The sequence below is a fragment of the Streptomyces sp. NBC_01244 genome, from assembly GCF_035987325.1.
In the GTDB taxonomy this organism is placed as follows: Bacteria; Actinomycetota; Actinomycetes; order Streptomycetales; family Streptomycetaceae; genus Streptomyces.
This window is the reverse complement of the sequence record NZ_CP108488.1, coordinates 1538937-1564849: the sequence shown is the minus strand read 5'-3', so window position 1 is coordinate 1564849 and position 25913 is coordinate 1538937. Positions and strand designations below refer to the sequence as shown.

The window sequence follows — 25913 nt, the reverse complement described above, 5'->3', positions numbered from 1 at the left end:
CCCGGCCGGTCTGCCCCCGGCCGGGCCTTTCGGCGTCCCGGCGCGGTCAGGAGGCCGGCGGGATCTCGCCCGAGCCGCGGGGGATCAGGCGGGTGGGGAGCTCGATGCGGGCCGGGGGGAGGTCCGCGCCCGCCAGGCGCTGGAAGAGACGGTCGGTGGCCACGCGGCCCAGGGCCGCGGCGTCCTGGGCGATCACCGTGATCCCGGGGTTCAGCAGGTCGGCGAGTTCGAAGTCGTCGAAGCCGATCAGGGCCACCGGGCGGGGCAGGGACGCGAGGACGCGTACGGCCGTGACCGTCACGCGGTTGTTCCCGGCGAAGAGCGCCGTCACCGGCTCCCGGCCGGACAGCATCGATCGCGCGGCGGCCGAGACGCGCTCCGGGGCCGTCGTGCCGAGGGAGACCCACGCGCCGTCGACCGGCAGGCCGGCGTCCGCCATGGCCGCGCGGTAGCCCCGCAGTCGCTCGGTCGCGGTGTGGATGTGCGGGTGGTCGCCGATGAAGCCGATCCGGCGGTGGCCGCCCGCGATCAGGTGGGCCACCCCGTCCCGGGCGCCGCCGTAGCTGTCGGACAGTACGACGTCCGCGTCGATCCGGCCCGCCGGGCGGTCGACGAACACGGTGGCCACCCCGGCCCTGATCTCCGGCTCCAGATAGCGGTGGTCGTTCCCGGCCGGGATCACCACGAGCCCGTCCACGCGGCGGGCGCACAGCGCGAGCGCCAACTCCCTTTCGCGCTCCGGGTCCTCATCGCTGGAGCCGTTGATGAGCAGGGCGCCGTGGGCGCGGGCCACCTCTTCCACGGCCCGGTTGAGCGGTCCGTAGAAGGGGTCGGAGAGGTCTTCCAGGACCAGGCCGACGGTGGCGGTGCGGCCCTTGCGCAGGACCCGCGCGCTGTCGTTGCGGCGGAAACCGAGTGCGTCGATGGCCTCCTGGACCCGCTTCTCGGTGTCCGGGGTGACCCCCGGCTCCCCGTTGACCACGCGTGACACCGTTTTGAGGCCCACGCCGGCCCGGGCCGCCACGTCCTTCATGGTCGGCCGGTTGCCGTAGCGGGGCTCGGGCGGGCGGCGGGTGTGGGGCACGGTGTCGGACCTCCGGAGGGGCGGGCGCTGTGGCGGTGCGGGCCCCACGCTGCGGCAGGCCCCTGACCTTGAGGATAAGCACTCGGCGGGACGCCGGGGTTTCCGTGGCAGGGTGGTGCGGGCAAGCCACTGGGGGCATCGGGAGAGGGGTAGACGTGATTGTCTGGATCAACGGCACCTTCGGCGCCGGGAAGAGCAGCACAGCGCGCGAGCTGACCGGCCTCCTGCCGGAGAGCACCTTGTTCGACCCGGAGTTCATCGGTGACGCCCTGCGCGTACTGCTGCCGCGCAAACGCCTCGCGGAGGTGTCCGACTACCAGGACCTGCCGAGTTGGCGGCGGCTCGTCGTGGACACGGCCGCGGCGATGCTTGCGGAGCTGGGCGGGGTGCTGGTGGTCCCGATGACGCTGTTGCGGCAGGAGTACCGCGACGAGATCTTCGGCGGGCTCGCGGCGCGCAGGATCGCGGTGCGGCACGTGCTGCTCGCCCCGGAGGAAACGATCCTTCGCGAGCGGATCGCGACCCGGGAGGAGCCCGGGGCGGCGGCGGACGCGGACCTGCGGGTGAGGAAGTGGGCCTACGACCACATCCCGGCCTACCAGCACGCGCTGGGCTGGCTCGCGGCCGACGCCCACGTCGTCGACAACGGGACCCTGACCGTACGGGAGACGGCCGAGCGCATCGCCGAAGCCGTACGCACCGGCACGGCCCGGGTCTGCGACATCGTGCAGACCCCGCAGCCGACGCGCGAGACGGTGGCCGCCGGGGTACTGCTCTTCGACGATGCGGACCGGGTGCTCCTGGTCGACCCGACGTACAAGCCGGGGTGGGAGTTCCCCGGCGGGGTCGTCGAGGCCGGGGAGGCCCCGGCGTGCGCAGGGGTACGGGAGGTCGAGGAGGAACTCGGCCTCGTACTGGAGCGCCTCCCGGAGCTCCTGGTCGTGGACTGGGAGCCGCCGGGGCCTCCGGCGGGCTACGGCGGCCTGCGGCTCCTGTTCGACGGGGGCCGGCTGTCGGCGGCGCAGACCGGGCGGCTGCGGCTGCCCGGGCCGGAGCTGCGGGCCTGGCGGTTCGTGACGGAGGAGGAAGCGGCGGACCTGCTGCCGCAGGTGCGGTACGAGAGGCTCCGATGGGCCCTGCGGGCCCGCGAACGGGGCCGGGCGGCGTACTTGGAGGCGGGGCGGGCCGTTCCGTAGGCGGGCGCCGGGGGCCGGGGCGCCCGGGGGCCGGGGAAGGGACCCCGGCCCCTTGTCGGGGTCAGCCCGCCGGGGTGGGTGAAGGCTGAGCCGCGGCCGCCGTTTCCGCTGCCGCGAGGAGGATGGCCGCGGTGTCCGAGGTCAGGGGGTCGCCGTGGCCGAAGCAGGCCACCGAGGGGGCCAGGGCGGCCAGTCGGAGCATCGACTCGACGGCCCGGGCGCGGTCCACGTTGAAGACGCCGAGGATCACCTGACCGACGCCGGCGATGCAGTCACCCGTGAACAGCACTCCGTGCGCGGGGAGATGGATGCCGATGCTGCCCGGGGTGTGCCCCGGAGCGTGGACGACGACCGCCCCGCCGCCGAAGGGGAGCACCTCCCCGTCCGTCAACTCCTGCTCCACCGGGGTCGCGGGGGCCTGTGGGACGGTCATGGCGTGCTCCCACAGCGGCAGTTCCCAGTCCAGCAGCACCGGCTCCGGAACCGGCCGGTCGCCGCGGATCACCGGCGCATCCAGCGCGTGCGCCAGCACCGGGGCGCCCCAGCGGGCGGAGAGCTCGCCCGCCGAGCCGAAGTGGTCGCCATGGCAGTGGGTCACGACGATGCGCTCCAGCCGCTCCGGCAGCAGCCCGAGGGAACGTATCGCCCCTTCGATCGCGTCCGCCGAACCGGCGTGACCCGCGTCGATCAGGGTCAGGTCCGCTCCGTCGCGCCAGAGGTAGGCCTGGCCGATGGGGAAGCGGAGCGTGTGGAGGCGGTCGGGGATGACTTCTACGAGATCCATCACCCGAACGTACGGGGACGAACCGCGCCATCGGCGGGGATTGCGCCGGTAGCGTGGTTCGCCCGTAGCGGAGCGGCGGGAGAGCGGCGGGGGAGCCGGCTGTGACACCGTCAGGCGTGCTTGGACTCCGCGTAGTTGACGAGGAACAGCGCCTCCGTGACCGACAGGCGCTCCAACTCCTCCGGGGAGACGCTCTCGTTCACCGCGTGGATCTGCGCCTCCGGCTCGCTCAGGCCGATGAGCAGCATCTCCGCGTCCGGGTAGAGCTCCGTCAGCGTGTTGCACAGGGGGATCGAGCCGCCCATGCCGCTGATCTGCATCTCCTGGCCCGGGTAGGCAGCCCTCATGGCCTGCGCCATCGAGGCGTACGCGGGGCTGTCCGTGTCCGCCTGGAACGGCTGTCCCTGGCCGACGACTTCGAGCTCCAGACGCGCCTTCCACGGGGTGTGCGCCACCAGGTGCGCCTCCAGCAGCTTGATCGCCTGCACCGTGTCCACGCCCGGCGGCACCCGCAGGCTCACCAGCGCGCCCGCGCTCGCGTGCACCGAGGGGGTGGCGCCGACCACCGGCGGGGAGTCGATGGCCAGCACGGTGACGGCCGGCCGGGACCAGAGCCGGTCCGCGATCGTGCCCTCGCCGATCAGCTCGACCCCGTCGAGCACCTTCGCGTCGGAACGGAAGTCGGCCTCCGGGTACTGGAGCCCCTCCCACACCGCGTCCGAGGCCAGCCCGTCCACCGTGGTCGAACCGTCCGGCGCGCGCAGCGAGGCCAGGAGCTGGATCAGGGCGGCCATCGCGTCGGGGGCGGCCCCGCCGAACATCCCGGAGTGCAGGTTGCCGCCCAAGGTGTCGATCTTGATCTTCAGCAGGCACATGCCGCGCAGGGTCGCGGTGACCGTCGGCAGGCCCGTGCGGAAGTTGCCCGCGTCGCCGATCACGACGGCGTCGGCGGCCAGCAGTTCGGGGTGGGCCGTCGCGTACTGCTGGAGACCGCCGGTGCCCTGCTCCTCCGACCCCTCGACGATCACCTTCACGTTCACCGGCACACCGCCGTTGGCCTGGAGGGCGCGCAGCGCGAGCAGGTGCATGATGAACCCGCCCTTGCAGTCGGCGGCGCCGCGGCCGTACCAGCGGCCGTTCCGCTCGGTCAGCTCGAAGGCGGGGGAGACCCAGGCCGCGTCGTCCAGCGGGGGCTGCACGTCGTAGTGCGCGTACAGCAGGACGGTCGGCGCGTCCGCCGGGCCGGGCAGGAATCCGTACACCGACTGGGTGCCGTCGGGGGTGTCGAGCAGCGCGACGTCCTGGAAGCCCTCGGCGCGCAGCGCGTCGGCCACCCACTTCGCGGCGGCCCGGCTCTCGCTCTGGGGGAACTGGGCCCAGTCCGCCACCGACTGGAAAGCCACCAGCTCGGACAGCTCCTGCTTGGCGCGGGGCATCAGCGAGGCGACGGTCTCGGCGATCGGATGAGACGGCATGGGCACGCTCCTCTTGGGTGCGACGTTGGTGTACGTGTACGTGTACGGGTTACGTAGACGTGTCCCGCATGCGCGGGGTGTGCGTACGCGGGCTACGGCAAAAAGACTCTTCCGATCCTCGCACAACGGGGCAGTCGATCTCGCGCCGTAGGATTTCCCCGGCATCGGAGCAATGGCATGAACCGCATGATCAGGAGCAGCAGCACATCGTGAGCAGCGACGAGAGCGACAGCGGCGACGTAAGCGACGCGCAGGCAGGGCCGGCCGCTCAGGGGGCGGACGCGCAGACGGCCGGGGGGACTGGCGAGGTGACCGGCGAGGTGTGGGACGTGGTCGTGGTCGGGGCCGGGCCGGCCGGGTCCTCGGCCGCGCACGCGGCGGCCGCCGCGGGACGGCGCGTTCTGCTGTTGGAGAAGGCGGAACTGCCCCGGTACAAGACCTGTGGCGGAGGCATCATCGGCCCCTCGCGCGATGCGCTCCCGCCGGGTTTCGTGCTGCCCTTCAAGGACCGTGTCCACGCGGTCACCTTCTCGCTGGACGGGAAGTTCGCCCGGACCCGGCGTTCGAAGCAGATGCTGTTCGGGCTGATCAACCGCCCCGAGTTCGACGCGGCGCTGGTGGCCGAGGCGGAGAAGGCCGGCGCCACGGTCCGTACGGGTACGGCCGTCGCGCGGGTGGAACAGCACGGGGCGTCCGTGCCCGACCGGCGGACCGTCGCCGTGATCCTCGTCGACGGCGAGACCGTGCTGGCCCGGGCCGTGGTCGGCGCGGACGGCAGCGCGAGCCGGATCGGCGCGCACGTCGGCGTCGAGATGGACCAGGTCGACCTCGGCCTGGAAGCGGAGATTCCCGTCCCCGAGACGGTCGCCGCGGACTGGAAGGGCCGGGTCCTCATCGACTGGGGACCGCTGCCCGGCAGTTACGGCTGGGTCTTCCCCAAGGGCGACACCCTCACCGTCGGGGTCATCTCGGCCAAGGGCGAAGGCGCCGCGACCAAGCGGTACCTGGAGGACTTCATCGCCCGGCTGGGCCTGTCGGGCTTCGAACCGGCACTCTCCTCCGGGCACTTGACCCGCTGCCGCAAGCCCGGATCGCCGCTTTCGCGCGGGCGGGTCCTGGTCGCGGGCGACGCGGCCGGACTGCTGGAGCCGTGGACCCGCGAGGGCATCTCCTTCGCGCTGCGCTCGGGGCGGCTCGCCGGCGAGTGGGCCGTGAAGATCTCCGAGGCCCAGGACGCCGTGGACGCGCGCCGCCAGGCCCTCAACTACGCCTTCGCCGTCAAGGCCGGGCTGGGCGTGGAGATGGGCGTCGGCAAGCGGATGCTGGAACTCTTCGAGGCCAAGCCGGGCCTGCTGCACGCGGCGATCACCGGCTTCCGGCCGGCCTGGCTGGCCTTCGCCCGGATCGCCCGGGGCTCGCTGACGCTGGCCGAGATGGTGCGTACGTACCCGCTGGCGCGCAAGGCACTGCACGTGCTCGACGCGCGGCAGGCACGGAGCCGGGGCGGGGCAAGCGTTGAGGCCGGCGCTGAGGTTGGGTCCGGGGCCGGGTCCGGGGGGCAGGACGGAGCCCAGGGAGAGATCAAGGGCTGAGCCCAGGGCTGATCCCTGGGCTGAAGTCGCCGTCCCCGGTGGGGGACCGGTGGCGTCGAAGTGCGGAGTGTGGCGGTCTTGCCGGGTGTATCGGCGAGGCCGCCGCCGCGTTTGGTGGCCGGGTGGCCGGGTGGCCGGGTCGAGGTGGTGACGGGCGGGCGGCGGGTCCCGAGGCGCCTCGGGCGGCGCGTCAGGAGGTGACCGTGATGCGGAAGACCGGGTGGTCGGGGGCGGCGGCCCGGAGCTCGGACTCGGAGGACTTCGCGGTGACCCCGTCGAAGAACCGGTTGACCTCCCAGCCCCACTTCTTCAGGTATCCGCGCAGGATGACGGCCTGCTCGGCGGGGTCGGTGAGCTCGGTGACGGTGAAGGCGTGCACGGTGCGGCCCAGGCGGAGCTCGCCGCCGCCCGCGGCGCGCATGTTGCGGACCCATTGGGAGTGGCCGCGGGCGGAGACCAGGTACCGGGTGCCGTCCTGGTGGTACGGGTTCACCGGGATCCGCTGCATCGTGCCGGAGGTGCGGCCGCGCACCGACAGCTCGGCGGTTCCGGCCAGGCTCATGCCGAGGCGGGCCAGCTTGCCGACGAGGGCGTTGAAGAGGACGTCGAGCCGGCCGGCCTTGACGTAGTACGGCTTGGGCGCGTTCATGCTGGCCTCCGAGGAGTTTGGGAGAGCACTGCTCTCGCTTGAGAACAGTGTGCACGGATCGGTGCTCCAAAACAAGAGCAGTGCTCTCGCAATGGATCGGCGCTCTCGTTATTGGGCAGTGCTCTGCCTGCGTGGCACACTGACCCCCATGAGCACCGTGCGAGGGGCCAGGGAACGAGCCCGCATCGAAGTCACCGCCGCCATCAAGGACGAGGCGCGCCGCGCACTCGCGGCCGAGGGCGCCGCCAAGCTCTCGCTGCGCGCCGTCGCCCGCGAGCTGGGCATGGTCTCCTCCGCCCTCTACCGCTACTTCCCCAGCCGCGACGAGCTCCTCACCGCCCTCATCGTCGACGCCTACAACAGCGTCGGCGCCGCCGCCGAGGACGCCGACGCCCGCTCGCTCGCCGCCGACGGCACCCCCCGCGCCCGCTGGGCCGCGGTCTGCGCGTCCGTCCGCGCCTGGGCGCTGGAGCACCCGCACGAGTACGCCCTGATCTACGGCTCGCCCGTCCCCGGTTACACCGCCCCCCTCGACACCGTCGGCCCCGCCTCCCGCGTGGGCAACACCCTCATCGGCATCGTCCGCGCCGCCTACGGGGGCCGTGGCATTTCCCTCCCGCCGCTCCCCGCCGAGCTGCGCCCCGAGGCCGCCCGCATGGCCGCGGACTTCGCCGAAGGCCTGCCGCCCGAGGCGGCCGCGGCCCTGGTCGCCGCCTGGGCGCAGCTCGTCGGGCTGATCTCCTTCGAACTGTTCGGCCAGTTCGACCGGGTCGTCGAGGAGCGGGCCGCCTTCTTCGCGCACGCCGCCGGACAGCTGGCGCACGGGGTCGGACTGCCCGCCGTCTAGGCGGGACGGGGCCGTGCGGGGCCGCGGTGGGGGTCGGCCGGGCGGGCACTGCGGGGCCGTACCGGTAGGGGCGGGGAAGGTTCGCTTGTCAGTTCCTCGTACTGAAGGAGCGCAATCGGCCCTGGTGTGCCCGGAGGCCCGTCTAGTGTTCCTCGGGCCGGGCTCCCGTCCCGGTTGCCGTCCCCGGCGCCCGGCCATCGCCCCGGCGCCGCCTGCCGTTGCCCTGCCGTCGCCCCGAGGAGCAGTCATGACCCGCGCCGCGAAGGCCGTTTACGCCGTCCTGGCCACCCTCTTACTCGCCGCGCCGGCGCCGGCCGTCACCGCGTCGGCGAGCTCGGAGCCGGGCCGCTCCCAGGCCCGGGACCGTACCCCGGCCCTCGCCCCGGCGCCGACCCCCGAGGTGAGACCGACCCCCCGGGCGGCCGGTGTGCGGGGCCTTGAGATAGCCGTCCCGGCCTACGTCTGGGCCAACGACCCGATGCTCGTCGATCTCACCGCCACCAGCCCGGCCGCCTCGGTGGTGGTCCTCAATCCGGGCAACGGCGACTCCCCGTTCGACGCCCCCTGGCGGGCCCGCGCCGACGTCCTGCGCACCGGCACCACCGCCACCGGCGAGAAGACCAAGGTGCTCGGCTACGTCCACACCGACCACGGCAACCGCGACATCGCCGAGGTGAAGGCCTCCGTGGACAACTACCTGAAGACTCCCGACGGCCGGCTCCACGTGGACGGCATCTTCTTCGACGTGGTCAGCCGCGACTGCGGCCCGGCCAACGCCATCCGCGACCACTACACGGAGCTCCGCACGTACGTGCAGGACACCATGGAAGCCATCGCCCCCGGCACGTCGGACCTGGTCGTCAACAACCCCGGCACGGCCATCGCCGACTGCTTCCTGGAGCCCGGCCGCCGCACCGCCGACGTCTTCGTCACCTTCGAGGACACGTACACGGCCTACACGGGCGCCGGCTGGCTCGGCGGCAACGTCTTCAACGCACTCACCGGCTATCGCTCCGGCGCCGAACTCGACCCGAGCGGCACCGCGTTCTGGCACCTCGTACACGACGTCCCGGACACCCCGGCGATGCGCGCGACGCTCCGCACGGCCTTCGAACGCGGCGCGGGCTACGCCTACGCGACCAGTGCGCAGATGCCGAACCCCTGGGACGCCCAGCCCGGTTGGAAGTACCGAGCCCAGACCTCGTACGCCTCAACCCTGGGCTGAGCCGGCCTCCAAGTGCGCCCGTCCGTCAGTTCCTGTTCAGGGTGCGGGATATGCCGGCGACGACGGCTGTGGTGAGGATCCAGCCGATGGTGATCAGCAGGTACGCCAGCCACTGTGTCGACCCCGTCCAATGCCAGGCGCTGCGCTGGCCGAAGTCGCCGATGGGGAAGAGCAAGTCGATGGTGTAGACGAACGGGTTGAACGGGGCGCCCTCTCCGGACTTCGTCTGGACCGGCGAGCGGGCGCTGAAGGCGAGGCTGCCGAGCAGCCAGAGCGTGGCCATCCACAAGGCGGACAGCCAGGGTCGGTAGCCGTAGCCGACGGCGGCGTCGAGCAGGTATCCCCACACCCGTCCGGGCGGGTTCAGGGTGCGGCGGCGGTGGCGTTGCTTCTCCAGCAGCACCCTCCGGGCGTCGTCGTCGTGGCCGGCCTGGCGGTAGCAGGCGGCGAGCTGCTCGTACGGCTGCGGGGCATAGCCGGGGCTGCGGCGGATCCACGCCAGGCGGTGGGCCACGTCCTCGTGCAGGAAGGTCCCGTCGGAGCGCAGGGAGTCGTAGACGAACCCGTCCAGCCTCACTTCCCTCGGCCAGCTCCGCTTGCGGTCGTGCAGAACGGCGGCCCTCGCACCCTGGAGGTCCACCGCTCCCGCAGGCTCCGCGGCAAGGCCGAAGTGGAAGGTTCCCACCTGCATCCCGACCCCGAACAGCGTCGTGTCGCGGCCGACGAGGGTCGCCCCCTCAAGGGTGAGCAGGTCCGATATCCGGGCACCCCGCAGCCGCACGGTTCCCACCGCGCTGAATCCCTCGGACAGGTCCACGACCGTGGCCGTCACGTTGTCCGCAAGCAATGCCATCCCGTCGGGGCTCTCCAGGCGTGCGCCCTGCATGAACAGGCCGCCGGGCAATTGCGCGCCCGGCAGCCGCACCCCGCCCCGCGCGGTGAGGCCCTGGCAGAAGACGGCGCCGCCCATGACCAGGCCCCCCGCGAACACCGCCCACTCTCCGGGCGCCGCTATCAGCACCCCGTTCAGGACCAGTTCGCCGGCCGCGTGAGCGTTGATGAGGGACAGGCGGCCCGTGTCCATCACGGAACCGTTCAGGTCGAGATGGCCCTCGATGCGGGCCAGTCCGGCGTCCACGCCGGGGACCCGGCTGTTCGTGATCCGGATGGTCCGTGTCGAGGCCGCGTAGAGGCTGACCGTCTGTTCCAACCGGCACGCCCTCAGCCAGAGCAGGTGGCTGATCTCCGCACCGGCCAGGTCGAGCCGGCCGGTGATCAGCGCCCCGCTGAGGCGCAGGGAAGCGACACTGCTCGACGGCTCCGTGTTGCCGCCCAGCAGAAGGGCGGCCAGGACCTCCGCACGGACCGTGCGCTCGGGCCCCCAGTGCTCTCCTCTTGCGGGATCGTCGTCCTCAGGCGTCCCGGTGCGCAGATCCACCCACCGACCTGCGGGGAAGGAATCCCACAAGGCGCGCTCGGCCACCGTCAGTTCGTCGTAGTTCAGCACCGCCACAGGCTACGAGTGCCGCACGGCTGCCGCATACGAGCGCAATGAACCGCTCGACCGCGACTCAGTGGTCGTCGTTCTCCGGGCGGCGGGTGAAGCGCCACAGGACGTGGGTGACGCGGAGGAGGAACACCGCCGCGGCCAGTGCGGCGCCCGCCATCGCCAGAGTTCGGTCGGCGGTGGGGGAGAGGTCGAAGGCCAGGGCGGGGCCGTACAGCACCGCGAAGGCGAGTCCGGCCGCGAAACCGCCGCTGACGAAGGCGAACACGATCTCGATGGTGATGGCGTCCCGGTCGGCCTCGCTGCGTCTCCCCATGCACGCAGTCTCGCCGCGCGGCCCGCACCGGCACAAGGGTTCCTCCGGTGCGCGGACCGGCGGTTCGCGGCCTGAGCCGTCTCTTTCGGATCTTGCCCGGCCGGCAAGATCCGAAAGAGACGGCCGAGGGTCAGATTCCGGCCGTGTCCACCCAGAGCCGGGCCAGTTCGGCGTCGCCCGTCACGCCCGGTCCGGTGAGCGGCTGCCGGTTCCACAGCGCCGAGTAGAGCCAGGAGGCTTCGCCCGCCAGCGTGCAGTCGGCCTCCTCGCGGTCCGCATCCCCGCGCACCGTGCGCGCCGGCTCCTGGGACAGGTGTACGGTCCACACCGCGCCCGTGTCGGAGGCCCGTACCCGCATCACCCGCGGCTCCGCCGTCCGTACCCGGCTCTGCGGCCGCGCGTGGAAGCCGGTCAGCAGCTCGTCCACCCCGTCCTCCGCGAAGCCGGGATCCACGGCCCCGAAGGGCACGCCCAGCGCGGCTTCCGCGTCCATCCGGTGCACGGTGGTCTCGTGCGCCTGGCGCCGCGCCCAGAAGGCCAGCGGCGAAGGCGGGGCGGTGGGCAGGAAGGTCCAGCACCGGGCGTCGGCCGAGGTCCCGGTCAGCGTCCGCACCAGCGTCGCGTGGCCCTCGCGGAACCAGGCCAGCAGTTCCGCGCCCACCAGCTCGGGAGCCTCCGGGAACGGCGCCCGCTCGGTGAGGCCCTGGGCCACGTACCCGGTGGCCCAGCGGTGCACGGAGCCGGTGTGGCGCAGCAGATCGGCGACCCGCCACTGGGGACACGTGGGCACCAGGGCGTCCGTACCGGCCCGTTCGGCTGCGTCGGCGAGCTGCTCGCCCTCGCGGGCCACGGTCTTCACAAAGCTGATGATCTCCATGCCGGGAGTCTCGCAGCCGCCCGCGGGGACGCACAACGAAGGATGATGGAGGACACGGACGCTGCGGAGCCGGTCGCGGAGGAGTGCGCGGTGGAGGCGGCGGAGGAGGCGGTGGAGGCCATGGAGCACCCGGGTGGCGAGCTCTTCCCGCGCGAGCGCACCGAGATCGTGCCCGGCGCCGTGCACGTGCCGGACTGGCTGGGGCCCGGGCGGCAGCGGGAGTTGGTGGAGGCCTGCCGGGGTTGGGCCCGGCCGCCCGCCGGGCTGCGGACGGTGCGCACCCCGGGCGGCGGGACGATGACCGCCCGACAGGTGTGCCTGGGGCTGCACTGGTACCCGTACGGTTACGCGCCCACGGCCGTCGACGGGGACGGCACGCCGGTCAAGGCGATGCCCGACTGGCTCGCGCTGCTGGGGCGCAGCGCCGTGGCCGCCGCGTACGGGCAGGCCCCGGATCCGGGCGTCGCCTACGACATCGCCCTGGTCAACTTCTACGGGGGCGACTCCCGCATGGGCATGCACCGGGACGCCGAGGAGCGCTCCGAAGCCCCCGTGGTCTCGCTGAGCCTGGGTGATTCCTGCCTCTTCCGCTTCGGGAACACCGGCTCGCGCGGGCGTCCGTATCGGGACCTTGAGCTGCGCAGCGGGGATCTGTTCGTCTTCGGCGGGCCGGTCCGACGGGCCTTTCACGGGGTGCCGAAAGTCCTGCCCGGCACCGCTCCGCCGGGCCTCGGGCTGACCGGGCGGCTGAACATCACGCTGCGGGTCGGCGGGCTCGGCTAGGGCCTGTCGTCACACTCCCGTCGTCGCCCGAAGGGCGAGGCAGACGGGAGTTTGACGACGGGCCCTGGCGGGCGGCGTCCTCGAGGCTCCGATCATGCGAGGATCGCTGTCATGAACGGCAACGGGGCCCCGCGGCGGGTGGGGGATGTGACCACGGTGTCCGCTGGGACGGACGGGAACGAAGGCGCCGGAACGGCCCAGGGGTCCGACGGGGCCGGAGCGTCCGTCGCGCCGCCGGTGTCCGAGGCATCCGACGTGTCCGAGGCGTCCGCGGCCGCGACGCCGGCGCCCGCGCCCGCGGCATCGGCTTCGAGCTCGGCGTCCGCCGCCGGCTCCGCGCGGACCAAGCTGGAGCGGGGGCGTGGCGCACTCGGCCCGGCGCTGGAGCTCGTCCACACGGGCCGGGCCCCGACCCGCGCGGTCCTGACGGCCGAGCTCGGTGTCACCCGTGCCACCGCCGGCGCCGTCGCCGCCGAGCTGGAGGCGCTCGGCCTGATCCGCGTGGACTCCCGCCCCGGCGGGGCCGGCGGAACCCAGGGCCGCCCCTCGCACCGGCTCTCCGTGGACGAGAACGGCCCGGTGGCCCTGGCGGCGCAGGTGCACTCGGACGGGTTCCGGGCTGCCCTGGTCGGCCTCGGCGGCCGGATCGTCGCCACCGCTCCCGGACGGGTGCCCGTGTCCGCCGACCCCGCGCAGGTGCTCGGCGCGGTCGTCGAAGCCGGGGCCGCGCTGCTCGCGCAGACCGGCCGGCGCTGCATCGGGGCCGGCCTCGCGGTACCCTCGGCGGTCGCGGAGCCGGAGGGGACGGCGCTGAACCCGCTGCACCTGGCCTGGCCGGCCGGTTCCCCCGTACGGGCCATCTTCGCCGACTGCGTGAAGGAGGCCGGGATCGACGGCCCGGCGCTGACCGGCAACGACGTGAACCTCGCCGCGCTCGCCGAACACCGCCACGGCGCCGGCCGCAGCGCGCAGCACCTGCTGTGCGTGGCCACCGGGCACCGCGGGGTCGGCGGGGCGCTTGTCCTGGACGGCCGCTTGCACAGCGGGAGTTCGGGCCTGGCCCTGGAGGTCGGCCACCTCACCGTGAACCCGGAGGGGCGCCCCTGCCACTGCGGCAGCCGCGGCTGCCTCGACGTGGAGGCCGACCCGCTGGCCTTCCTCACCGCCGCCGGGCGCATCCCGGGCCCCGAGGTGTCCCTGCTCCAGCAGGCCCGCGACCTGCTGCGCGAGGAGTCCGCGGATCCCGGGGTGCGGGCGGCCACCGAGGAGCTCATCGACCGGCTCGGCCTGGGCCTCGCGGGCCTGGTCAACATCCTGAATCCGGACCGGATCATCCTGGGCGGACTGCACCGCGAGCTGCTCTACGCCGACCCCGAACGGCTGCGCGCGGTGGTCGCGGACCGCAGCCTGTGGGGGCGCAGCGGCGGCGTGCCGATCCTGCCGTGCACGCTCGACCACAACAGCCTGGTCGGCGCCGCCGAGCTGGCATGGCAGCCGGTGCTCGACGACCCCCTCGGGACCCTGGGCACGGCGGCCTGAGCGCTCGACGGCCCCTCCGGGCGGCTGCGGCGGCCGGAGGCTACCCGGGCCGGGCGGCGACCGAGGCGGACACCGACAGGCGGGCGGAGACCGGCTCGGGGGGTGCGGCGACGGGCGGGGCCGGCGCGGTGTCCCGTACGGTCATGCCGGCGTGCGGCACCGGTTTCTCGGCCAGGAGCACCGGGTGGGCTTCCGGTGCGGCGGGGCCGGGGGCGGCGCGCAGCGAGAACCACACCACCTTGCCCGCGCGGTCGTCCTGCTGCCGGGCTCCCCACGCCTCGCTGAGCGCCTCCACGAGCGCGAGCCCGCGTCCGGAGGTCTCCAGGGCGTCGACCGCGGCGATGCCCGCCGGGCGGGCGGCCTCGGAAGCCCCCGCGGCCCGGGAATCCCGGAGCATGGGGAGGCGGGGGTCGCTGTCGTAGACGGAGACGGTCAGCCGGCCGAGGCGGAGCTCGATCTCGACGGTGCACGTCTTGTCCGGCTGCGCATGACGGTGGACGTTGCTGAGCAGCTCCGTCACGCCGAGCGCAGCCCGGTCTATGAGCGGATCGAGCTGCCAGTGGCGCAGTTGCGCCGAAACGATTCGGCGGATCTGTCCGATCCGCAAGGGCAGGGCCTGCAGTTCGACGACGCAGTGCCTGCGGGAATGACTGATCACGGCTGCGACTCCCCGACATCAGTGTTACGGGTGCTGCACCCTCGGTGACGCCTCCCCAGGGTCACCCACTGTGGGCCTGTGTGCAACCGAACGCGATCGAAAGCGATCCGTATGGATCCCCAAAGTGACTGTTTGTACAGGTGAGGGGGGTACATTGCGAAAGCGGGCGGCGAAAGGCGAAGAGGGCGCCGGGCCCGCCGAGCACTCGGGGACCTCGGGGACCTCGGGACATCGGGGCATCGGGACATACGAAGGAGCACGGCGCATGAGCACCACCGGTACGACCGCCACGACCGTCGACGTCGACCGCAGCGACGCGGACTACCGCGCGTGGCTGAAAGAGGCCGTCCGCAAGGTGCAGGCGGACGCGAACCGATCCGCCGACACGCACCTGCTGCGCTTCCCGCTCCCGGAGGCCTGGGGCATCGACCTCTACCTCAAGGACGAGTCCACCCACCCGACGGGGTCCCTCAAGCACCGCCTCGCCCGCTCCCTGTTCCTCTACGCGCTCTGCAACGGCTGGATCCGCCCCGGCCGCCCCGTCATCGAGGCCTCGTCCGGTTCCACCGCCGTCTCGGAGGCCTACTTCGCCAAGCTGATCGGCGTCCCGTTCATCGCCGTCATGCCGCGGACGACGAGCCCCGAGAAGTGCCGGCTCATCGAGTTCCACGGCGGTGAGTGCCACTTCGTCGACGACTCGATGAAGATGTACGAGGAGTCGGCCGAGCTCGCCGCCCGCACCGGCGGCCACTACATGGACCAGTTCACGTACGCGGAGCGGGCGACGGACTGGCGCGGCAACAACAACATCGCCGAATCGATGTACCAGCAGCTGCGGTTGGAGCGTTACCCCGAGCCCGCCTGGATCGTGGCCACGGCCGGCACCGGCGGCACCTCCGCGACGATCGCCCGCTACGTGCACTACATGCAGCACGACACCCGCATCTGCGTCCCGGACCCGGAGAACTCCTGTTTCTTCGACGGCTGGACCCGCAACGACCCGCACGCGACCAGCGACTGCGGTTCGCGCATCGAGGGCATCGGCCGGCCCCGGATGGAGCCGAGCTTCGTGCCCGGGGCCATCGACCGGATGATGCGGGTCCCGGACGCCGCGAGCGTCGCGGCGTGCCGCGCGCTGGAGCGGGTGATCGGCCGCAAGGCGGGCGGTTCCACCGGTACCGGCGTGTGGAGCGCCCTGAAGATCATCTCGGAGATGGTGGCGGAGGGCCGCACGGGCAGCGTGGTGACCCTGCTCTGCGACGGGGGCGAGCGCTACCTGGACAAGTACTACTCCGACGCGTGGCTGGCGGAGCAGGGGCTCGACATCGCGCCGTACGCACGGACGCTGGACACCATGCTGGCGACCGGTGTGTGGAGCGAGCCCATCGGCTGAAACGTTTCCCTGTCCGCTGCGGGATCGGCTGGCTACGCTGTGCGGACTTTGGACGGGGTGCGGCGCGGGGCGGGGAGCCATGGCGGAGTTCACGGACGGCGGTGCGGGTGCGCAGGGCCAAGGCGGGGGCGGTGAGGGCTCGTTGGCCTGTCCCCGGTGCGGCCGGGAGGACCAGGTGCTCGGCGTGTCCGCCGCGTACCTGCGGGCCAAGGCCAAGCTGAGCGTCGAGAGCAAGGGCGGCGACGGCGACAACGTGACGACCCGAGAGGAGAACTCGGCGCTGGCCAAGGCCCTCGCGATCGCACCGGACGAGCCGAACGACGAGAACATGGGCTGCTTCGGGGCCCTGTTCGTCCTGGTGGCGATCGGCGCGTTCATCTGGGGTGGGATCGCGGGGAAGTGGTTCGAGGGCGACACGGTCCCACGGTTCTACGGGGGCGACGGCGACCTCCCCTTCGGAGTCGAGGACCCGACGGCCTACCTGGGCTGGATCTCGGCGGCCTCTCTGCTCCTGGGCCCCCTCCTCATCGCCCTGTCGGGCCGGGCCGTACGGACCTGGCGCCGCCGGACCGAACCGGGCCGGGCGGCCGCCGACCGCGTCTGGGCGGACGGCTGGTACTGCGGCCGCTGCGGCACGGTGCACTTCGCGGGCGAACGGGCTTTGACCCTGCAGGAGTTCCGGACGCGGGTCTGGTCGGCGGGCGGCTACGGGGACCTGGCGGTGCGGCACCCCGCGGTCTGAACCCCGGCAGGCCCGTGGCGACAACCCCGTAGGCACGGCGGCGCCGACTGCTTACGCTGTGCGGACTTCGATCACGACGCAGCCTCGGGGGGAACCATGGCGGGCATCGAGCCCGGAGGCCTCCGGCCCGGAGGCGGGGCTCTTCTTCCTCGGCGTGATCTCGGCGATCGCGCTGCTGACCGCCGTCGTCCTCTTCGTCAGGGTCTCGGGAGACGGGCGGGCGTACCGCAGGCGGATGGAGGCGGGCCTCACCGCCGCCGAGCGGCTCTGGATCCGGGGCTGGTGCTGCGGGCGGTGCGCCAGGGTGCACTTCGAGGGCGAGTCCGCGGCGCTGACGCTGCAGGAGTTCCGCGTGCGCGTGTGGACGGCCGGAGGGTGCGGCCGGAGGGTACGGCCGGAGGGTACGGGGACCTGGCCGAAACGCATCCCGCGGTCGAGCTGGTCCTCGCCCGCCAACCCGACGGCTTACTGATCCGTACCGGTCCGCCGCGCCGCCAGCCGCAAGTCCAGCGCGCGGACGGCCGAGCGGAACGAGTGGCCGAGTCCCGGCCGGGCCGCGGTCAGGGCGAGACGTACGGGGGGCGGGCCGTCCGCCGCGAAGGTCCACTGGACGTGGGTGCCGGAGCCGGAGGGGGAGAGGCGCCACTCCTCCAGCAGGGCCCGTATGCCGGGGGCGTTGGTCTCGTCGACCCGGTACGCGTAGCGCCGCTCCGGATCCGCGGCCATGATCGTCTCCTGGAACCGGACCCCGCCCGCGAGTTTGATCTCGCGCCCCGCGCCGCCGTGGGTGGGCCGGGCCAGGGTGACGGCCCGGAACCAGCGCGGCCAGCCCTCGACCTCCTCGGCCAGCGCCCGGTACACGTCCTCGGGAGCCGCCGTGGTCCGGCCGGCGAAGACCAGGCGGGTGGGGGCGACCTCGATGAAGTCCAGTCCTACGGGGCGGAGTCGGCGGGCCATGACGGCACTCCCTCGGTTCGGCGGACGGCCGGCGGCGACCGGCGGGCTGTCACCCTAGCTGTCGGTCCGTCAGTTGTCCGCCGCGGGGCCGAAGGGCGCGGTGGCGAACCCGTTTCGCGGACCCGGTCTCGGCCGGGACAATGCCGTACATGCTTATCAGAGCAGCGCACATCGACGAGCTGGCCCTCCTGCAGGACATCGAGCGGGCCGCCGGGGAATGCTTCCGGACCATCGGCATGCCGGAGATCGCCGACGACGAACCGCTTCCGCTGGAGGAACTCCACGGCTACCGGCGGGCCGGCCTGGCCTGGGTCGCGGCCGAGGGCGCCGGGACGGGGACGCCCGTCGGCTACCTCCTCGCCGACCGCGTCGACGGGAACCTCCACGTCGAGCAGGTGTCGGTGCACCCGGACCGCGCCCACCGGCGCATCGGGCGGTCCCTGCTGGAACACCTCGCGGAGCGGGCCCGCGCGGAGGGCGCCCTCGCGCTCACCCTGACGACCTTCACCGACGTGCCGTGGAACGCCCCGTACTACGCCCGCTGCGGCTTCCGCACCCTGGACGAGGGCGGCCTCGGCCCCGGCCTGCGGGACATCCGCGACCGCGAGGCCGTGCACGGGCTCGCCCGCTGGCCCCGGGTGTGCATGCGCCGGGACCTGTGAGGGGCTCCGGTACGCCTGTACCTGTACCTGTGCCTGAGCGGGCCTGCTGTCAGAGCTCCGGAAGGTCCGCCGGGTAGAGCAGGGTGAGATCGTCCTTGCTCGGCTCCGACAGCTGCGCGACCCGCCCCGCGTGCCGCTCGACCATCGACTCGAAGGTCTGGCGCGCGGTGCGGCCGTTGCCGAAGGCGGGCCCCTTGGGCAGGTCGGTGAAGTACGTCAGCAGGGCGTCGGCGGTCTTCTCGCCGAGCAGGTACTCGTGCTCCTCGGCCTGCTGTTCCACGATCCGCAGTAGTTCCCCGGGCCCGTAGTCCCCGAAGGTGATGGTCCGGGAGAAGCGGGAGGCCACCCCCGGGTTCACGGTGAGGAAGCGGTCCATCTCCGCCGTGTACCCGGCGACGATCACCACCACCGCGTCCCGGTGGTCCTCCATCAGCTTCACCAGCGTGTCGATCGCCTCGCGTCCGAAGTCGCGGCCCGAGTCCTCGGGCGCCAGCGCGTACGCCTCGTCGATGAACAGCACCCCGCCGCGCGCCCGGTCGAAGGCCTCCTGGGTGCGGATCGCGGTGGACCCGATGTGCTCGCCGACCAGGTCGACGCGGGACACCTCCACGAGGTGGCCGCGCTCCAGGACCCCCAGGGAGGCCAGGATCTCCCCGTACAGCCGGGCCACGGTGGTCTTGCCGGTGCCGGGGGAGCCGGTGAAGACCAGGTGGCGGCGGACCGAGGCGGCCTTGAGCCCCGCCAGTTGCCGGCGCCGGCCCACCTCGATCATGTCGGTCAGCGCACGGACCTCGCGTTTGACGCTGTCCAGCCCCACGAGAGCGTCGAGGTGCCCCAGCACCTCGACCGAACCGCGAACCGCGGACTGCCCGCTCGCCGAGGCTTCCGTCTCGTCGGCCGGCCGCTGGGCCGGTACCCGCTCGGCCGTGCCCGCCGCCACGGGGCTCGCCGCGGCCGATACCGTACGGATCCCCGTACGCTCCCCGGCCGCCGCCCCCGCACCCGAGCCGGCGCCCACGCCGGAGGCGGACCGGGCGGCGAGGCGCGGTCCGGATTCGTCGCTCGTGCAGTCCTCGGCGACCGGGCCGTCCTCCGCGAACTCGTAGCCCCCGCGCGCGCACCGCTCGGTGTGGCAGCGGTGCAGGGAGGTCCGGCAGCCGTCGATGACGTGGAAACCGAAGCCCGCGCTGCCCGTGACCCGGCACGCCGTGAAGGCGCCGCGACCGCCCGCCGACACGTAGAACCCGGCTTCGGCGGGGGAGCTGACCGTGCACCGCTCCAGCGTGGGATCCGCGCCCTTGGTGACGATGACGCCGGTCTGGACGGAGTCGATGGTGCAGTTGGCGAGCGTGCCGCCGCTGCCGTGGTCGCGGAACCAGGCCCCCGTGGCCGCCTCCCGGATCCGGCAGTCGTCCAGCTGGGCCGTCGCCCCGTCGCTCACCGAGACGGCGGTGTTGCGCACTTGGGAGATGTCGCTGTCCACGACGTCCACCCGCGAACCCCGGTCCAGCACGAACAGGGCGTCCGGTACGTCGTGCACCCGGCAGGAGTCCAGCGAGACCGCGGCCCCGTCGCTGATCCAGACGGCCGGATAGTCGCCGGTGCTGTCGTGGATCTCGCAGGAGTCGGCGACGACGCGGGTGCCCGGATCCCACACGGACAGGCCGTTGCGGCCGAAGCGGCGGACGGTCGTGCGGCTGAGCGTGAGCACGGAGCGCGAGCGCAGGTCCACCGCGTTCTCCGGGATGTCGTGGATGTCGCAGCCGGCGAGCGTGAGGACGGCGTCGGTGTCGAGGGTGACCCCGTCGGCGGAGGTGCGGTGGACCGCGCAGTCGGTGAGCACGGCCGTGGCCCGCGCGGCGATCTGCACCCCGGCGCCCTTGATTTCGTAGACCTCGCAGCCCAGCGCCTCCAGGCCCGAGCCGTCGCCCGTCACGGCGATGCCGGCGCCCGTGGCGTGGTGGATCCGGCAGCGCTCCAGCCGGGGGCGGCCGCCGCCGCGCACGGAGACCCCGGTCTGGCCGGCGGCCACGACCTCGCAGTCGGCGAACACCCCGCCGCCGCCGTCCAGTACGGCGATGCCGATTCCGGCCGTGTTCTCCACCGTGCAGCGCCGGACCAGGGGTCGGGCGCCGCTCCCGCGGACCTCGATGCCGGCCGCCGAGCGGGTGCTCACCCGCAGGTCGGTGAGCTCGGGGGAGCCGTCCTCGACGAGCAGCGCGGGCGCCGTGGGGTCCTGGCCCTCCAGGTGCAGATCCTGGATGACCGCCGAGGCGCGGACGGTCAGCGCGACCCCGTCGAGCGGTGCGATCCGCACCGAACCCAGCGAGCCCTCCGGCCCGCGCAGGGTCACGGCGTGGTGCAGCACCAGGTTCTCCCGGTAGGTGCCGGGCGCGATGGACAGGACGTCGCCGTCGCCCGCCGCGGCCAGCGCGGCGCTCAGCGTCGGATAATCACCGGAGCGGCGACGCCACCGCGAGGAACCGCCGTGCGTCACCTGGACCGTGCCCTGAGCCATGGTGCTGTCGTGCCCCCACCCTCGTGTTCCGTAGAGCCGCCTGCTGATCGTCCGCGGGCCCGAACCGTCCGCGTGTCCGACCGTGTACCTGTGCTGCCGTGTAAGTTTCCCGCCGTGCCCGCACCCCGTCGTTCGGGGCTCGCGCCGCCGAACCGTCCACCTCGATCGACCGGCCGTTTCGACGGCCCCGATCGGAGCAGCCGCTCCGGCGCTCCACCGTAGCGCGCGCGGGGCCGGTGAGTTGCCAGGTCAGCTGCCCGCGCCCGCCCGGCCCCAGTCCGGTCCCGCCGCGGCCCACGCGCGGTCCAGCCGGATGTACCGCCGATGCATGAGCCTTCGTACGACCAGCCGGCGAAGCGTCTCCACCAGCGCGGCCATGCCCAGGGCCGCCGCGAGCCCCGCCATGCCCGCGTGGAAACTGGCGGAGGACGGGTCGAGGGGCTGTCCGACCAGGCGACCGTGCGTATCGGTCCATATCCGGAACCGGTCGCCGGGACGCGGCGGTTCCTCCGCGGCCGGCACCGTGCCCTGGTGGCTGCTGCCGTCGGGAGCCGTCCACGACGCGACGATCTGCGTGCGCTGCGGGGTCTGGCGCTGTGCCGCGGGATCGGTGGCCGCGCCGGGGAGCGGATCCGGTGTCGGCCGGACCACCACCGCCGGTACGAGATGACGCTCGACCCGCTGTTCGCGCACGGCCCGCTGCAGCGTGCCGTCCACCCGCACCCCGGCCACCCAGCCGATGGCCGGAGCCACCAACAGGACGCACAGCAGCGCCGCGAAGGCCACCCAGGCCTCGAATAGATCCGTCTGGCGGCGCAGCGGATTGCGCCGCCAGCGCCACACTCCCATTGCTGTCCGCACGGTCCGGCTCCCCCTACTTGTGCCAGTCTGCGCCTGCCTGCCGTCCCAGCCTCCCGCATGCCCCGGCCACCCGCATTCCGGGACGCGCGAGACGTGTGTCACCCGATCCGGTGCTCACGTCCCGAATGCTCCAACGGGCAGGCGGTGGCGGTTGGTTCCAGGGGGACGCCAGAGCCCCTCGAAGGTGTCAATCCGGGTGGTCCCACCGGCCCCCTGGAGTTGGCTCTGTGCCAGGATCCACGCTTGGTCTCACACCTGGTCTCACGCCTGGGCTCACGCCTGGTCTCACGCCAGGACGTGCACCTCGTCGCCGACCCGCAGCGTCCCCAGCCGCACCGGCACCAGCAGCCGCCCGAAGGCCAGGGACTTCCCGATCCGCCGGTGCTTGGCCAGGGTCTGGAGCGGCTCCTTGCCCCGCAGTGCCGTCGTCTGGTCGGTGGTCGTCACGACACAGCGTCCGCATTCGCGCGCCCCGCGGAAGACGGCGTCGCCGATCGCGACGCGCTCCCAGCCGTCCTCGGCCCAGGCCTCCCCTCCGGACACCACCACGTTCGGGCGGAACCGGTTCATCGGGAGGGGACCCTCGTCCGGATGGTCACCCCGGGCGATCAGCGCGTTGAGCGCGTCCAGCGAGGCAAGGGTGGCGATCAGCAGCGGATAGCCGTCGGCGAGGCTCACGGTCTCGCCGGGCAGCGCGTACTGGGGATCCACCGGCCGTCGTACGGCCGGGTCGTCCAGGTGCACCAGGTGCGCGGGTACGCCCAGGTACGCGGTGAACCAGTCGGCGGCCGCTCGCGCCGCCGCCACGGTCTCGATCTTCTTGCCGAAGAGCATGACCGGCTCCAGCGGACCCCGCCCCGGGACCTCCACCGTCAGATCCGCCATGCCCGGCGCCGAGACCTCGAACCCGCCGCCCCCCAGCGGTCGGGCCCGCGCCAAGGCCAGCCTCGGCTGCTGGCGTTGGGTGATGACCGCGCCCTCCCCGTCCACCACCGCCCATCGGCGGTCGCCGGACAGACCCCAGGGCTCCACGGCCACCTCGTCGGGTGCCGTCCCCGCCACCGATTTGACGGGATGGACGTGGAGCGCCTGGACACGCAGTTTCACCATGGGGAAATTCTGCCAGCCGCCTTCACGGACTCCGCAGCGACCTCGTCGGAAAGGGCCGGCCGGGCGCAGCGGTCAGTAGCCGCGCCCCTGCGGCTGGTACGGGCGACCGTACGGGTCCTCGAACGAGGCGGCCGGCACGGGCGCGGGCTGCGCCTGCATCGGACGCGGCGCGGCCGGGCGCATCGCCTCGTACCCGGTGCCCGTGGCCACCGGACGGGGCTGCTGCGGCTGGGGCTGCGGAGCGTAGCCCGTGCGGGCCGCGAACGGCTGCGGCTGCTGCGGCACGTACGGCACCGGCGCCTGCTGGAGCGGCATCGGCATCGACATGGGCTGCGGCATCTGCTGCATCTGTTGCATGTGCGGCATCTGCTGCGGCGCGGCCTGCTGCTGGTACGGGTACCCGTACGCCGGGGCGTGCTGCGGCTGCTGTTGTTGCGGGCGGGCGGGCGGCAGCGCTGCCGGCAGGGCGGGGAGCGCGGACGCGAGGGCCGGGAGGTACCCACCGCTCGAGTAGCCGGCACTCGGCGAGTCGTAGGCGGCGGGGACCCGGATCGGGGCGATCTGCGGGGTCCCGCGTTCGGCGACGAGGGAGTCGTAGATAGGGGTGTCCGGGAAGGAGGGCGCGGAGTAGTAACCGCCGCCATAAGTGGAGCGGGGGGAGGTCATGGACCTAAGTTAAGCCCACGACTTCACCGGGTCCATAGCGAGGTCCGTCAAGACCGCCCCTGACCTGCATATTCGCAGGTCAGGGCCACAGGTTTCACTTCACGTTCACGTGCACGATTTGGTCACTTCCGCCCCGTCTTGCTCCTACTCGTACTCACCGGTTGGGTGTTGCACGGATCATGCGCCGGCTCTTTGCTGACGAAGCGTCACAACCCACTGACCTCGGAAGACGTGAAGGTGAGGGGTGGAGTCCGGTTTCAGGCGTCGCCGGGGCGGGCATAGGTACGTCCTTTCCATGCCGCTCCGCGTCCGCGGTAGTGCTGCACGGCCGAGTCGACGGTCATCAGGAGGTACAGCAGCGCGGTGAGCGGGAGGAGCGGCGCGAGGACCGCCGGCTGGCGGTAGTAGCGCAGCATCGGCAGGTAGGTGCCGGCCATCAGGAGCCAGGCCAGGCCGCCCGCCCAGGCGACGGCGGGCCGGCCGGCGGCGAGGCCGCCGAGGAGCGCGGCCGGCGGCACGAGGTAGACCAGGACCAGCCCGGCCACCGTCCCGGCCAGGAGCGCCGGCCGGTGGCGCAGTTGCGCGTAGGCGCTGCGCGAGACCATCCGCCACAGGTCCGCGAGGGAGCTGTACGGGCGCACGCTGTCCACCCGCTCCGCGAGCCCGAGCCAGATCCGCCCGCCGGTGCGCTGGACGGCCCGGGCGAGCGAGACGTCGTCGATGACGGCCTGCCGGATCGACTCGGGGACTCCGGCCCGCACGGCCGCCTCGGTGCGCAGCAGGACGCACCCGCCGGCGGCGGCCGCGGTGCGGGCGCCGGGGCGGTTGATCCAGCGGAAGGGGTAGAGCTGGGCGAAGAAGTACACGAAGGCGGGGACGATCAGCCGCTCCCAGACGCTGACGGCGCGCAGCCGGGCCATCTGGGAGACCAGGTCGAGATCGCCCGCCGTCGCGGCGCAGACCAGCTCGCGCAGGCTGTCGGGTTCGTGGGCGATGTCGGCGTCGGTGAGGAGGAGGTAGTCGGGGACGGGGCCCGGGCCGGAACCCGGGCCGGAACCGGGGTGGGCACCGGGGCCGGAGTCCGGGCCGTCCGCGCCGGGGCGGGCGCCGGCGCCGGTTCCGGAGCGGGCGTGCGCGATGCCGTGCCGCAGGGCCCAGAGCTTGCCCGTCCAGCCCGCTCCGGGTTCGCCCGGGGAGAGGACCGTCAGGGGCAGCCCGGGGTGCGCGTCGGCGAGCCGCCGGGCGAGGGCGGCCGTGCCGTCCGTACTGCCGTCGTCGACCAGGATGACCTCGGCTTCGCCGGGATAGTCCTGCGCCAGCAGCGAGGGCAGGCTGAGCGGCAGCACCTCGGCCTCGTCCCTGGCCGGGACCACGATCGCGACGGACGGCCAGCGTGCGGGGGCGTGCCGGGGCGGGAGGCGCGTATCGGTCCGCCAGAACATGCCTTGGCCGAGGGCGAGCCAGAGCCAGACGGCGAGCGAGGCGCACGCGGCGACGAGGAGGTAACCCATCCCGGCAGTGTGCCGGGAGCGGCACCGCGGGAGCCGCGGGACACCGGGTTTCGGCGGCCCCGGTTGGGCCGGGAGCCGCTCCGGGCCGGGGAGCGGCGGTCCTGTTGCCCCGGGCGGGGCGGGGGGATCGATTAAGGTGACCAAGTGAAGATCGCCCTCATGGACTCCGGTATCGGCCTCATCGCCGCGGCCGCCGCGATGCGACGGCTGCGGCCGGACGCGGAGCTGGTGCTGTCCTGCGACCCCGACGGGATGCCCTGGGGTCCGAGGACCCCGCAGGACCTCACCGGGCGGGCCCTCGGCGTCGCGCGGGCCGCCGCCGCGCACCGGCCGGACGCGCTGATCGTCGCCTGCAACACCGCTTCCGTCCACGCACTGCCCGCGCTGCGCGCCGCACTGGAGCCCGCGATCCCGGTCATCGGGACCGTGCCGGCGATCAAGCCCGCCGCGGCCGCCGGAGGGCGCGTGGCCATCTGGGCCACCCCCGCCACCACCGGCAGTCCCTACCAGCGCGGCCTGATCCGCGACTTCGCCGACGGGGCGCGCGTCACCGAGGTGCCCTGCCCGGGTCTGGCCGACGCCGTCGAGGCCGGCGACGAGGCCGCCGTCGTACGGGCCGTCGCCGCGGCCGCCGCGCTGACCCCGGCCGACGTCACCGACGTGGTGCTCGGCTGCACCCACTACGAGCTGGTCGAAGACCCCATCCGGGCCGCCCTCGACCGGCGCACCGGAGGCGGCGCGTTCGTCTTCCACGGCTCCGCCGAGCCCGTCGCCGTCCAGGCCCTGCGCCGGCTCGGCGCCCGTCCGGAGCCCGGCCTGCCGCACACCGGCAGCCTGACCGTCCTGCTCAGCGGCCGCCCCGGCACCCTGCCCGAGCCCGCCCTCGGGTATGCCGAAGGACGTCTGCTGGCCGGGCGGAGCGCCATCGTCGGGGGATCCCTCCAGGGGTGACCTCCGAGGC

Annotated in this window: 25 protein-coding genes; 11 read left to right on the top strand and 14 right to left on the bottom strand. The window is 73.5% G+C overall.

Annotation, left to right across the window (positions count from 1 at the left end):
- Positions 1-46: 46 nt before the first annotated feature.
- Entirely contained in the window at positions 47-1033 is a 987-nt protein-coding gene (locus OG247_RS06685; RefSeq protein WP_327257362.1) for a LacI family DNA-binding transcriptional regulator, read from the bottom strand.
- 206 nt (positions 1034-1239) lie between these two features.
- Here OG247_RS06685 and OG247_RS06680 point away from each other — a divergent pair, with 206 nt between their 5' ends.
- Positions 1240-2280 carry an NUDIX hydrolase gene (locus tag OG247_RS06680; protein WP_327251352.1) on the top strand — a complete coding sequence of 347 codons (1041 nt, stop codon included), beginning with the start codon at positions 1240-1242 and terminating at the stop codon, positions 2278-2280.
- Positions 2281-2341: 61 nt separating this feature from the next.
- Here OG247_RS06680 and OG247_RS06675 read toward each other — a convergent pair whose 3' ends face one another.
- A complete protein-coding gene (locus OG247_RS06675) occupies positions 2342-3064 on the bottom strand; it encodes an MBL fold metallo-hydrolase (RefSeq protein ID WP_327251351.1) in 723 nt (240 codons plus the stop codon).
- Between the two features lie 110 nt (positions 3065-3174).
- On the bottom strand, positions 3175-4539 hold the full coding sequence (locus tag OG247_RS06670; protein ID WP_327251350.1) for a dipeptidase: 1365 nt from the start codon (positions 4537-4539) through the stop codon (positions 3175-3177).
- A gap of 308 nt (positions 4540-4847) precedes the next feature.
- Here OG247_RS06670 and OG247_RS06665 point away from each other — a divergent pair, with 308 nt between their 5' ends.
- Positions 4848-6131, top strand: coding sequence for a geranylgeranyl reductase family protein (locus tag OG247_RS06665; RefSeq protein WP_327257361.1), 1284 nt, complete (start codon positions 4848-4850; stop codon positions 6129-6131).
- 190 nt (positions 6132-6321) lie between these two features.
- On the opposite strand, the gene OG247_RS06660 is transcribed toward OG247_RS06665, so the two are convergent.
- Positions 6322-6780 (bottom strand): nitroreductase/quinone reductase family protein, encoded by a 459-nt coding sequence (locus OG247_RS06660; protein WP_327251349.1) that lies wholly within the window; start codon positions 6778-6780, stop codon positions 6322-6324.
- Between the two features lie 148 nt (positions 6781-6928).
- Between OG247_RS06660 and OG247_RS06655 the strand changes: the two genes are divergently transcribed.
- The gene (locus OG247_RS06655) at positions 6929-7627 is read left to right on the top strand and encodes a TetR/AcrR family transcriptional regulator (RefSeq protein WP_327251348.1); all 699 of its coding nucleotides are present in this window, start codon (positions 6929-6931) and stop codon (positions 7625-7627) included.
- Positions 7628-7874: 247 nt separating this feature from the next.
- Positions 7875-8852, top strand: coding sequence for a spherulation-specific family 4 protein (locus OG247_RS06650; RefSeq protein ID WP_327251347.1), 978 nt, complete (start codon positions 7875-7877; stop codon positions 8850-8852).
- Positions 8853-8877: 25 nt separating this feature from the next.
- Here the strand turns inward: OG247_RS06650 and OG247_RS06645 are convergent, their stop codons facing one another.
- The 3 genes from OG247_RS06645 to OG247_RS06635 all read right to left on the bottom strand — a co-directional run bounded on the left by OG247_RS06645 (position 8878) and on the right by OG247_RS06635 (position 11552).
- Positions 8878-10365 carry an oxidoreductase gene (locus OG247_RS06645; protein ID WP_327251346.1) on the bottom strand — a complete coding sequence of 496 codons (1488 nt, stop codon included), beginning with the start codon at positions 10363-10365 and terminating at the stop codon, positions 8878-8880.
- A 58-nt stretch (positions 10366-10423) separates the two neighbouring features.
- The gene (locus OG247_RS06640; protein ID WP_327251345.1) at positions 10424-10675 is read right to left on the bottom strand and encodes a DUF6332 family protein; all 252 of its coding nucleotides are present in this window, start codon (positions 10673-10675) and stop codon (positions 10424-10426) included.
- A gap of 130 nt (positions 10676-10805) precedes the next feature.
- Positions 10806-11552: a maleylpyruvate isomerase family mycothiol-dependent enzyme gene (locus OG247_RS06635; RefSeq protein WP_327251344.1), complete on the bottom strand. Its 747-nt coding sequence runs from the start codon at positions 11550-11552 to the stop codon at positions 10806-10808.
- Positions 11553-11672: 120 nt separating this feature from the next.
- Between OG247_RS06635 and OG247_RS06630 the strand changes: the two genes are divergently transcribed.
- Both OG247_RS06630 and OG247_RS06625 read left to right on the top strand, forming a co-directional pair.
- On the top strand, positions 11673-12335 hold the full coding sequence (locus tag OG247_RS06630; RefSeq protein ID WP_327257360.1) for an alpha-ketoglutarate-dependent dioxygenase AlkB family protein: 663 nt from the start codon (positions 11673-11675) through the stop codon (positions 12333-12335).
- 111 nt (positions 12336-12446) lie between these two features.
- Positions 12447-13874, top strand: coding sequence for an ROK family transcriptional regulator (locus OG247_RS06625; protein WP_327251343.1), 1428 nt, complete (start codon positions 12447-12449; stop codon positions 13872-13874).
- 40 nt (positions 13875-13914) lie between these two features.
- On the opposite strand, the gene OG247_RS06620 is transcribed toward OG247_RS06625, so the two are convergent.
- The gene (locus OG247_RS06620) at positions 13915-14532 is read right to left on the bottom strand and encodes an ATP-binding protein (protein WP_327251342.1); all 618 of its coding nucleotides are present in this window, start codon (positions 14530-14532) and stop codon (positions 13915-13917) included.
- Positions 14533-14797: 265 nt separating this feature from the next.
- On the opposite strand from OG247_RS06620, the gene OG247_RS06615 reads away from it, so the two are divergent.
- The 3 genes from OG247_RS06615 (at position 14798) to OG247_RS06605 (ending at position 17139) form a co-directional block, all read left to right on the top strand.
- Positions 14798-15925: a PLP-dependent cysteine synthase family protein gene (locus OG247_RS06615; RefSeq protein WP_327251341.1), complete on the top strand. Its 1128-nt coding sequence runs from the start codon at positions 14798-14800 to the stop codon at positions 15923-15925.
- A gap of 79 nt (positions 15926-16004) precedes the next feature.
- Positions 16005-16667, top strand: a complete 663-nt coding sequence (locus OG247_RS06610) for a hypothetical protein (RefSeq protein WP_327251340.1) — start codon at positions 16005-16007, stop codon at positions 16665-16667.
- Between the two features lie 154 nt (positions 16668-16821).
- Positions 16822-17139 carry a hypothetical protein gene (locus OG247_RS06605; RefSeq protein ID WP_327251339.1) on the top strand — a complete coding sequence of 106 codons (318 nt, stop codon included), beginning with the start codon at positions 16822-16824 and terminating at the stop codon, positions 17137-17139.
- On the opposite strand, the gene OG247_RS06600 is transcribed toward OG247_RS06605, so the two are convergent.
- Positions 17133-17624 (bottom strand): SRPBCC family protein, encoded by a 492-nt coding sequence (locus tag OG247_RS06600; protein ID WP_327251338.1) that lies wholly within the window; start codon positions 17622-17624, stop codon positions 17133-17135. The genes OG247_RS06605 and OG247_RS06600 overlap by 7 nt on opposite strands.
- 149 nt (positions 17625-17773) lie before the next feature.
- Here OG247_RS06600 and OG247_RS06595 point away from each other — a divergent pair, with 149 nt between their 5' ends.
- Positions 17774-18286: a GNAT family N-acetyltransferase gene (locus tag OG247_RS06595; RefSeq protein ID WP_327251337.1), complete on the top strand. Its 513-nt coding sequence runs from the start codon at positions 17774-17776 to the stop codon at positions 18284-18286.
- Between the two features lie 49 nt (positions 18287-18335).
- Here the strand turns inward: OG247_RS06595 and OG247_RS06590 are convergent, their stop codons facing one another.
- The 5 genes from OG247_RS06590 to OG247_RS06570 all read right to left on the bottom strand — a co-directional run bounded on the left by OG247_RS06590 (position 18336) and on the right by OG247_RS06570 (position 24952).
- Entirely contained in the window at positions 18336-20804 is a 2469-nt protein-coding gene (locus OG247_RS06590) for a right-handed parallel beta-helix repeat-containing protein (protein WP_327251336.1), read from the bottom strand.
- 249 nt (positions 20805-21053) lie between these two features.
- A complete protein-coding gene (locus OG247_RS06585; RefSeq protein ID WP_327251335.1) occupies positions 21054-21665 on the bottom strand; it encodes an Rv1733c family protein in 612 nt (203 codons plus the stop codon).
- Between the two features lie 285 nt (positions 21666-21950).
- On the bottom strand, positions 21951-22775 hold the full coding sequence (locus OG247_RS06580) for an MOSC domain-containing protein (protein ID WP_327251334.1): 825 nt from the start codon (positions 22773-22775) through the stop codon (positions 21951-21953).
- Positions 22776-22847: 72 nt separating this feature from the next.
- Positions 22848-23441, bottom strand: coding sequence for a DUF6643 family protein (locus OG247_RS06575; RefSeq protein ID WP_327251333.1), 594 nt, complete (start codon positions 23439-23441; stop codon positions 22848-22850).
- Positions 23442-23698: 257 nt separating this feature from the next.
- Entirely contained in the window at positions 23699-24952 is a 1254-nt protein-coding gene (locus OG247_RS06570; RefSeq protein WP_327251332.1) for a glycosyltransferase, read from the bottom strand.
- Between the two features lie 144 nt (positions 24953-25096).
- Between OG247_RS06570 and OG247_RS06565 the strand changes: the two genes are divergently transcribed.
- Complete coding sequence (locus OG247_RS06565; RefSeq protein ID WP_327251331.1) at positions 25097-25903, top strand: glutamate racemase; 807 nt, start codon at positions 25097-25099, stop codon at positions 25901-25903.
- Positions 25904-25913 lie beyond the last annotated feature (10 nt).

Bases quoted from the DNA above. Each gene is read 5' to 3' on its own strand.
- OG247_RS06590 (WP_327251336.1), bottom strand. From the start codon at position 20,804: ATGGCTCAGGGCACGGTCCAGGTGACGCACGGCGGTTCCTCGCGGTGG.
- OG247_RS06670 (WP_327251350.1), bottom strand. From the start codon at position 4,539: ATGCCGTCTCATCCGATCGCCGAGACCGTCGCCTCGCTGATGCCCCGC.
- OG247_RS06595 (WP_327251337.1), top strand. From the start codon at position 17,774: ATGCTTATCAGAGCAGCGCACATCGACGAGCTGGCCCTCCTGCAGGAC.
- OG247_RS06650 (WP_327251347.1), top strand. From the start codon at position 7,875: ATGACCCGCGCCGCGAAGGCCGTTTACGCCGTCCTGGCCACCCTCTTA.
- OG247_RS06655 (WP_327251348.1), top strand. From the start codon at position 6,929: ATGAGCACCGTGCGAGGGGCCAGGGAACGAGCCCGCATCGAAGTCACC.
- OG247_RS06625 (WP_327251343.1), top strand. From the start codon at position 12,447: ATGAACGGCAACGGGGCCCCGCGGCGGGTGGGGGATGTGACCACGGTG.
- OG247_RS06630 (WP_327257360.1), top strand. From the start codon at position 11,673: ATGGAGCACCCGGGTGGCGAGCTCTTCCCGCGCGAGCGCACCGAGATC.
- OG247_RS06685 (WP_327257362.1), bottom strand. From the start codon at position 1,033: ATGAAGGACGTGGCGGCCCGGGCCGGCGTGGGCCTCAAAACGGTGTCA.
- OG247_RS06600 (WP_327251338.1), bottom strand. From the start codon at position 17,624: ATGGCCCGCCGACTCCGCCCCGTAGGACTGGACTTCATCGAGGTCGCC.
- OG247_RS06570 (WP_327251332.1), bottom strand. From the start codon at position 24,952: ATGGGTTACCTCCTCGTCGCCGCGTGCGCCTCGCTCGCCGTCTGGCTC.
- OG247_RS06615 (WP_327251341.1), top strand. From the start codon at position 14,798: ATGAGCACCACCGGTACGACCGCCACGACCGTCGACGTCGACCGCAGC.
- OG247_RS06580 (WP_327251334.1), bottom strand. From the start codon at position 22,775: ATGGTGAAACTGCGTGTCCAGGCGCTCCACGTCCATCCCGTCAAATCG.
- OG247_RS06635 (WP_327251344.1), bottom strand. From the start codon at position 11,552: ATGGAGATCATCAGCTTTGTGAAGACCGTGGCCCGCGAGGGCGAGCAG.
- OG247_RS06675 (WP_327251351.1), bottom strand. From the start codon at position 3,064: ATGGATCTCGTAGAAGTCATCCCCGACCGCCTCCACACGCTCCGCTTC.
- OG247_RS06610 (WP_327251340.1), top strand. From the start codon at position 16,005: ATGGCGGAGTTCACGGACGGCGGTGCGGGTGCGCAGGGCCAAGGCGGG.
- OG247_RS06575 (WP_327251333.1), bottom strand. From the start codon at position 23,441: ATGACCTCCCCCCGCTCCACTTATGGCGGCGGTTACTACTCCGCGCCC.
- OG247_RS06640 (WP_327251345.1), bottom strand. From the start codon at position 10,675: ATGGGGAGACGCAGCGAGGCCGACCGGGACGCCATCACCATCGAGATC.
- OG247_RS06660 (WP_327251349.1), bottom strand. From the start codon at position 6,780: ATGAACGCGCCCAAGCCGTACTACGTCAAGGCCGGCCGGCTCGACGTC.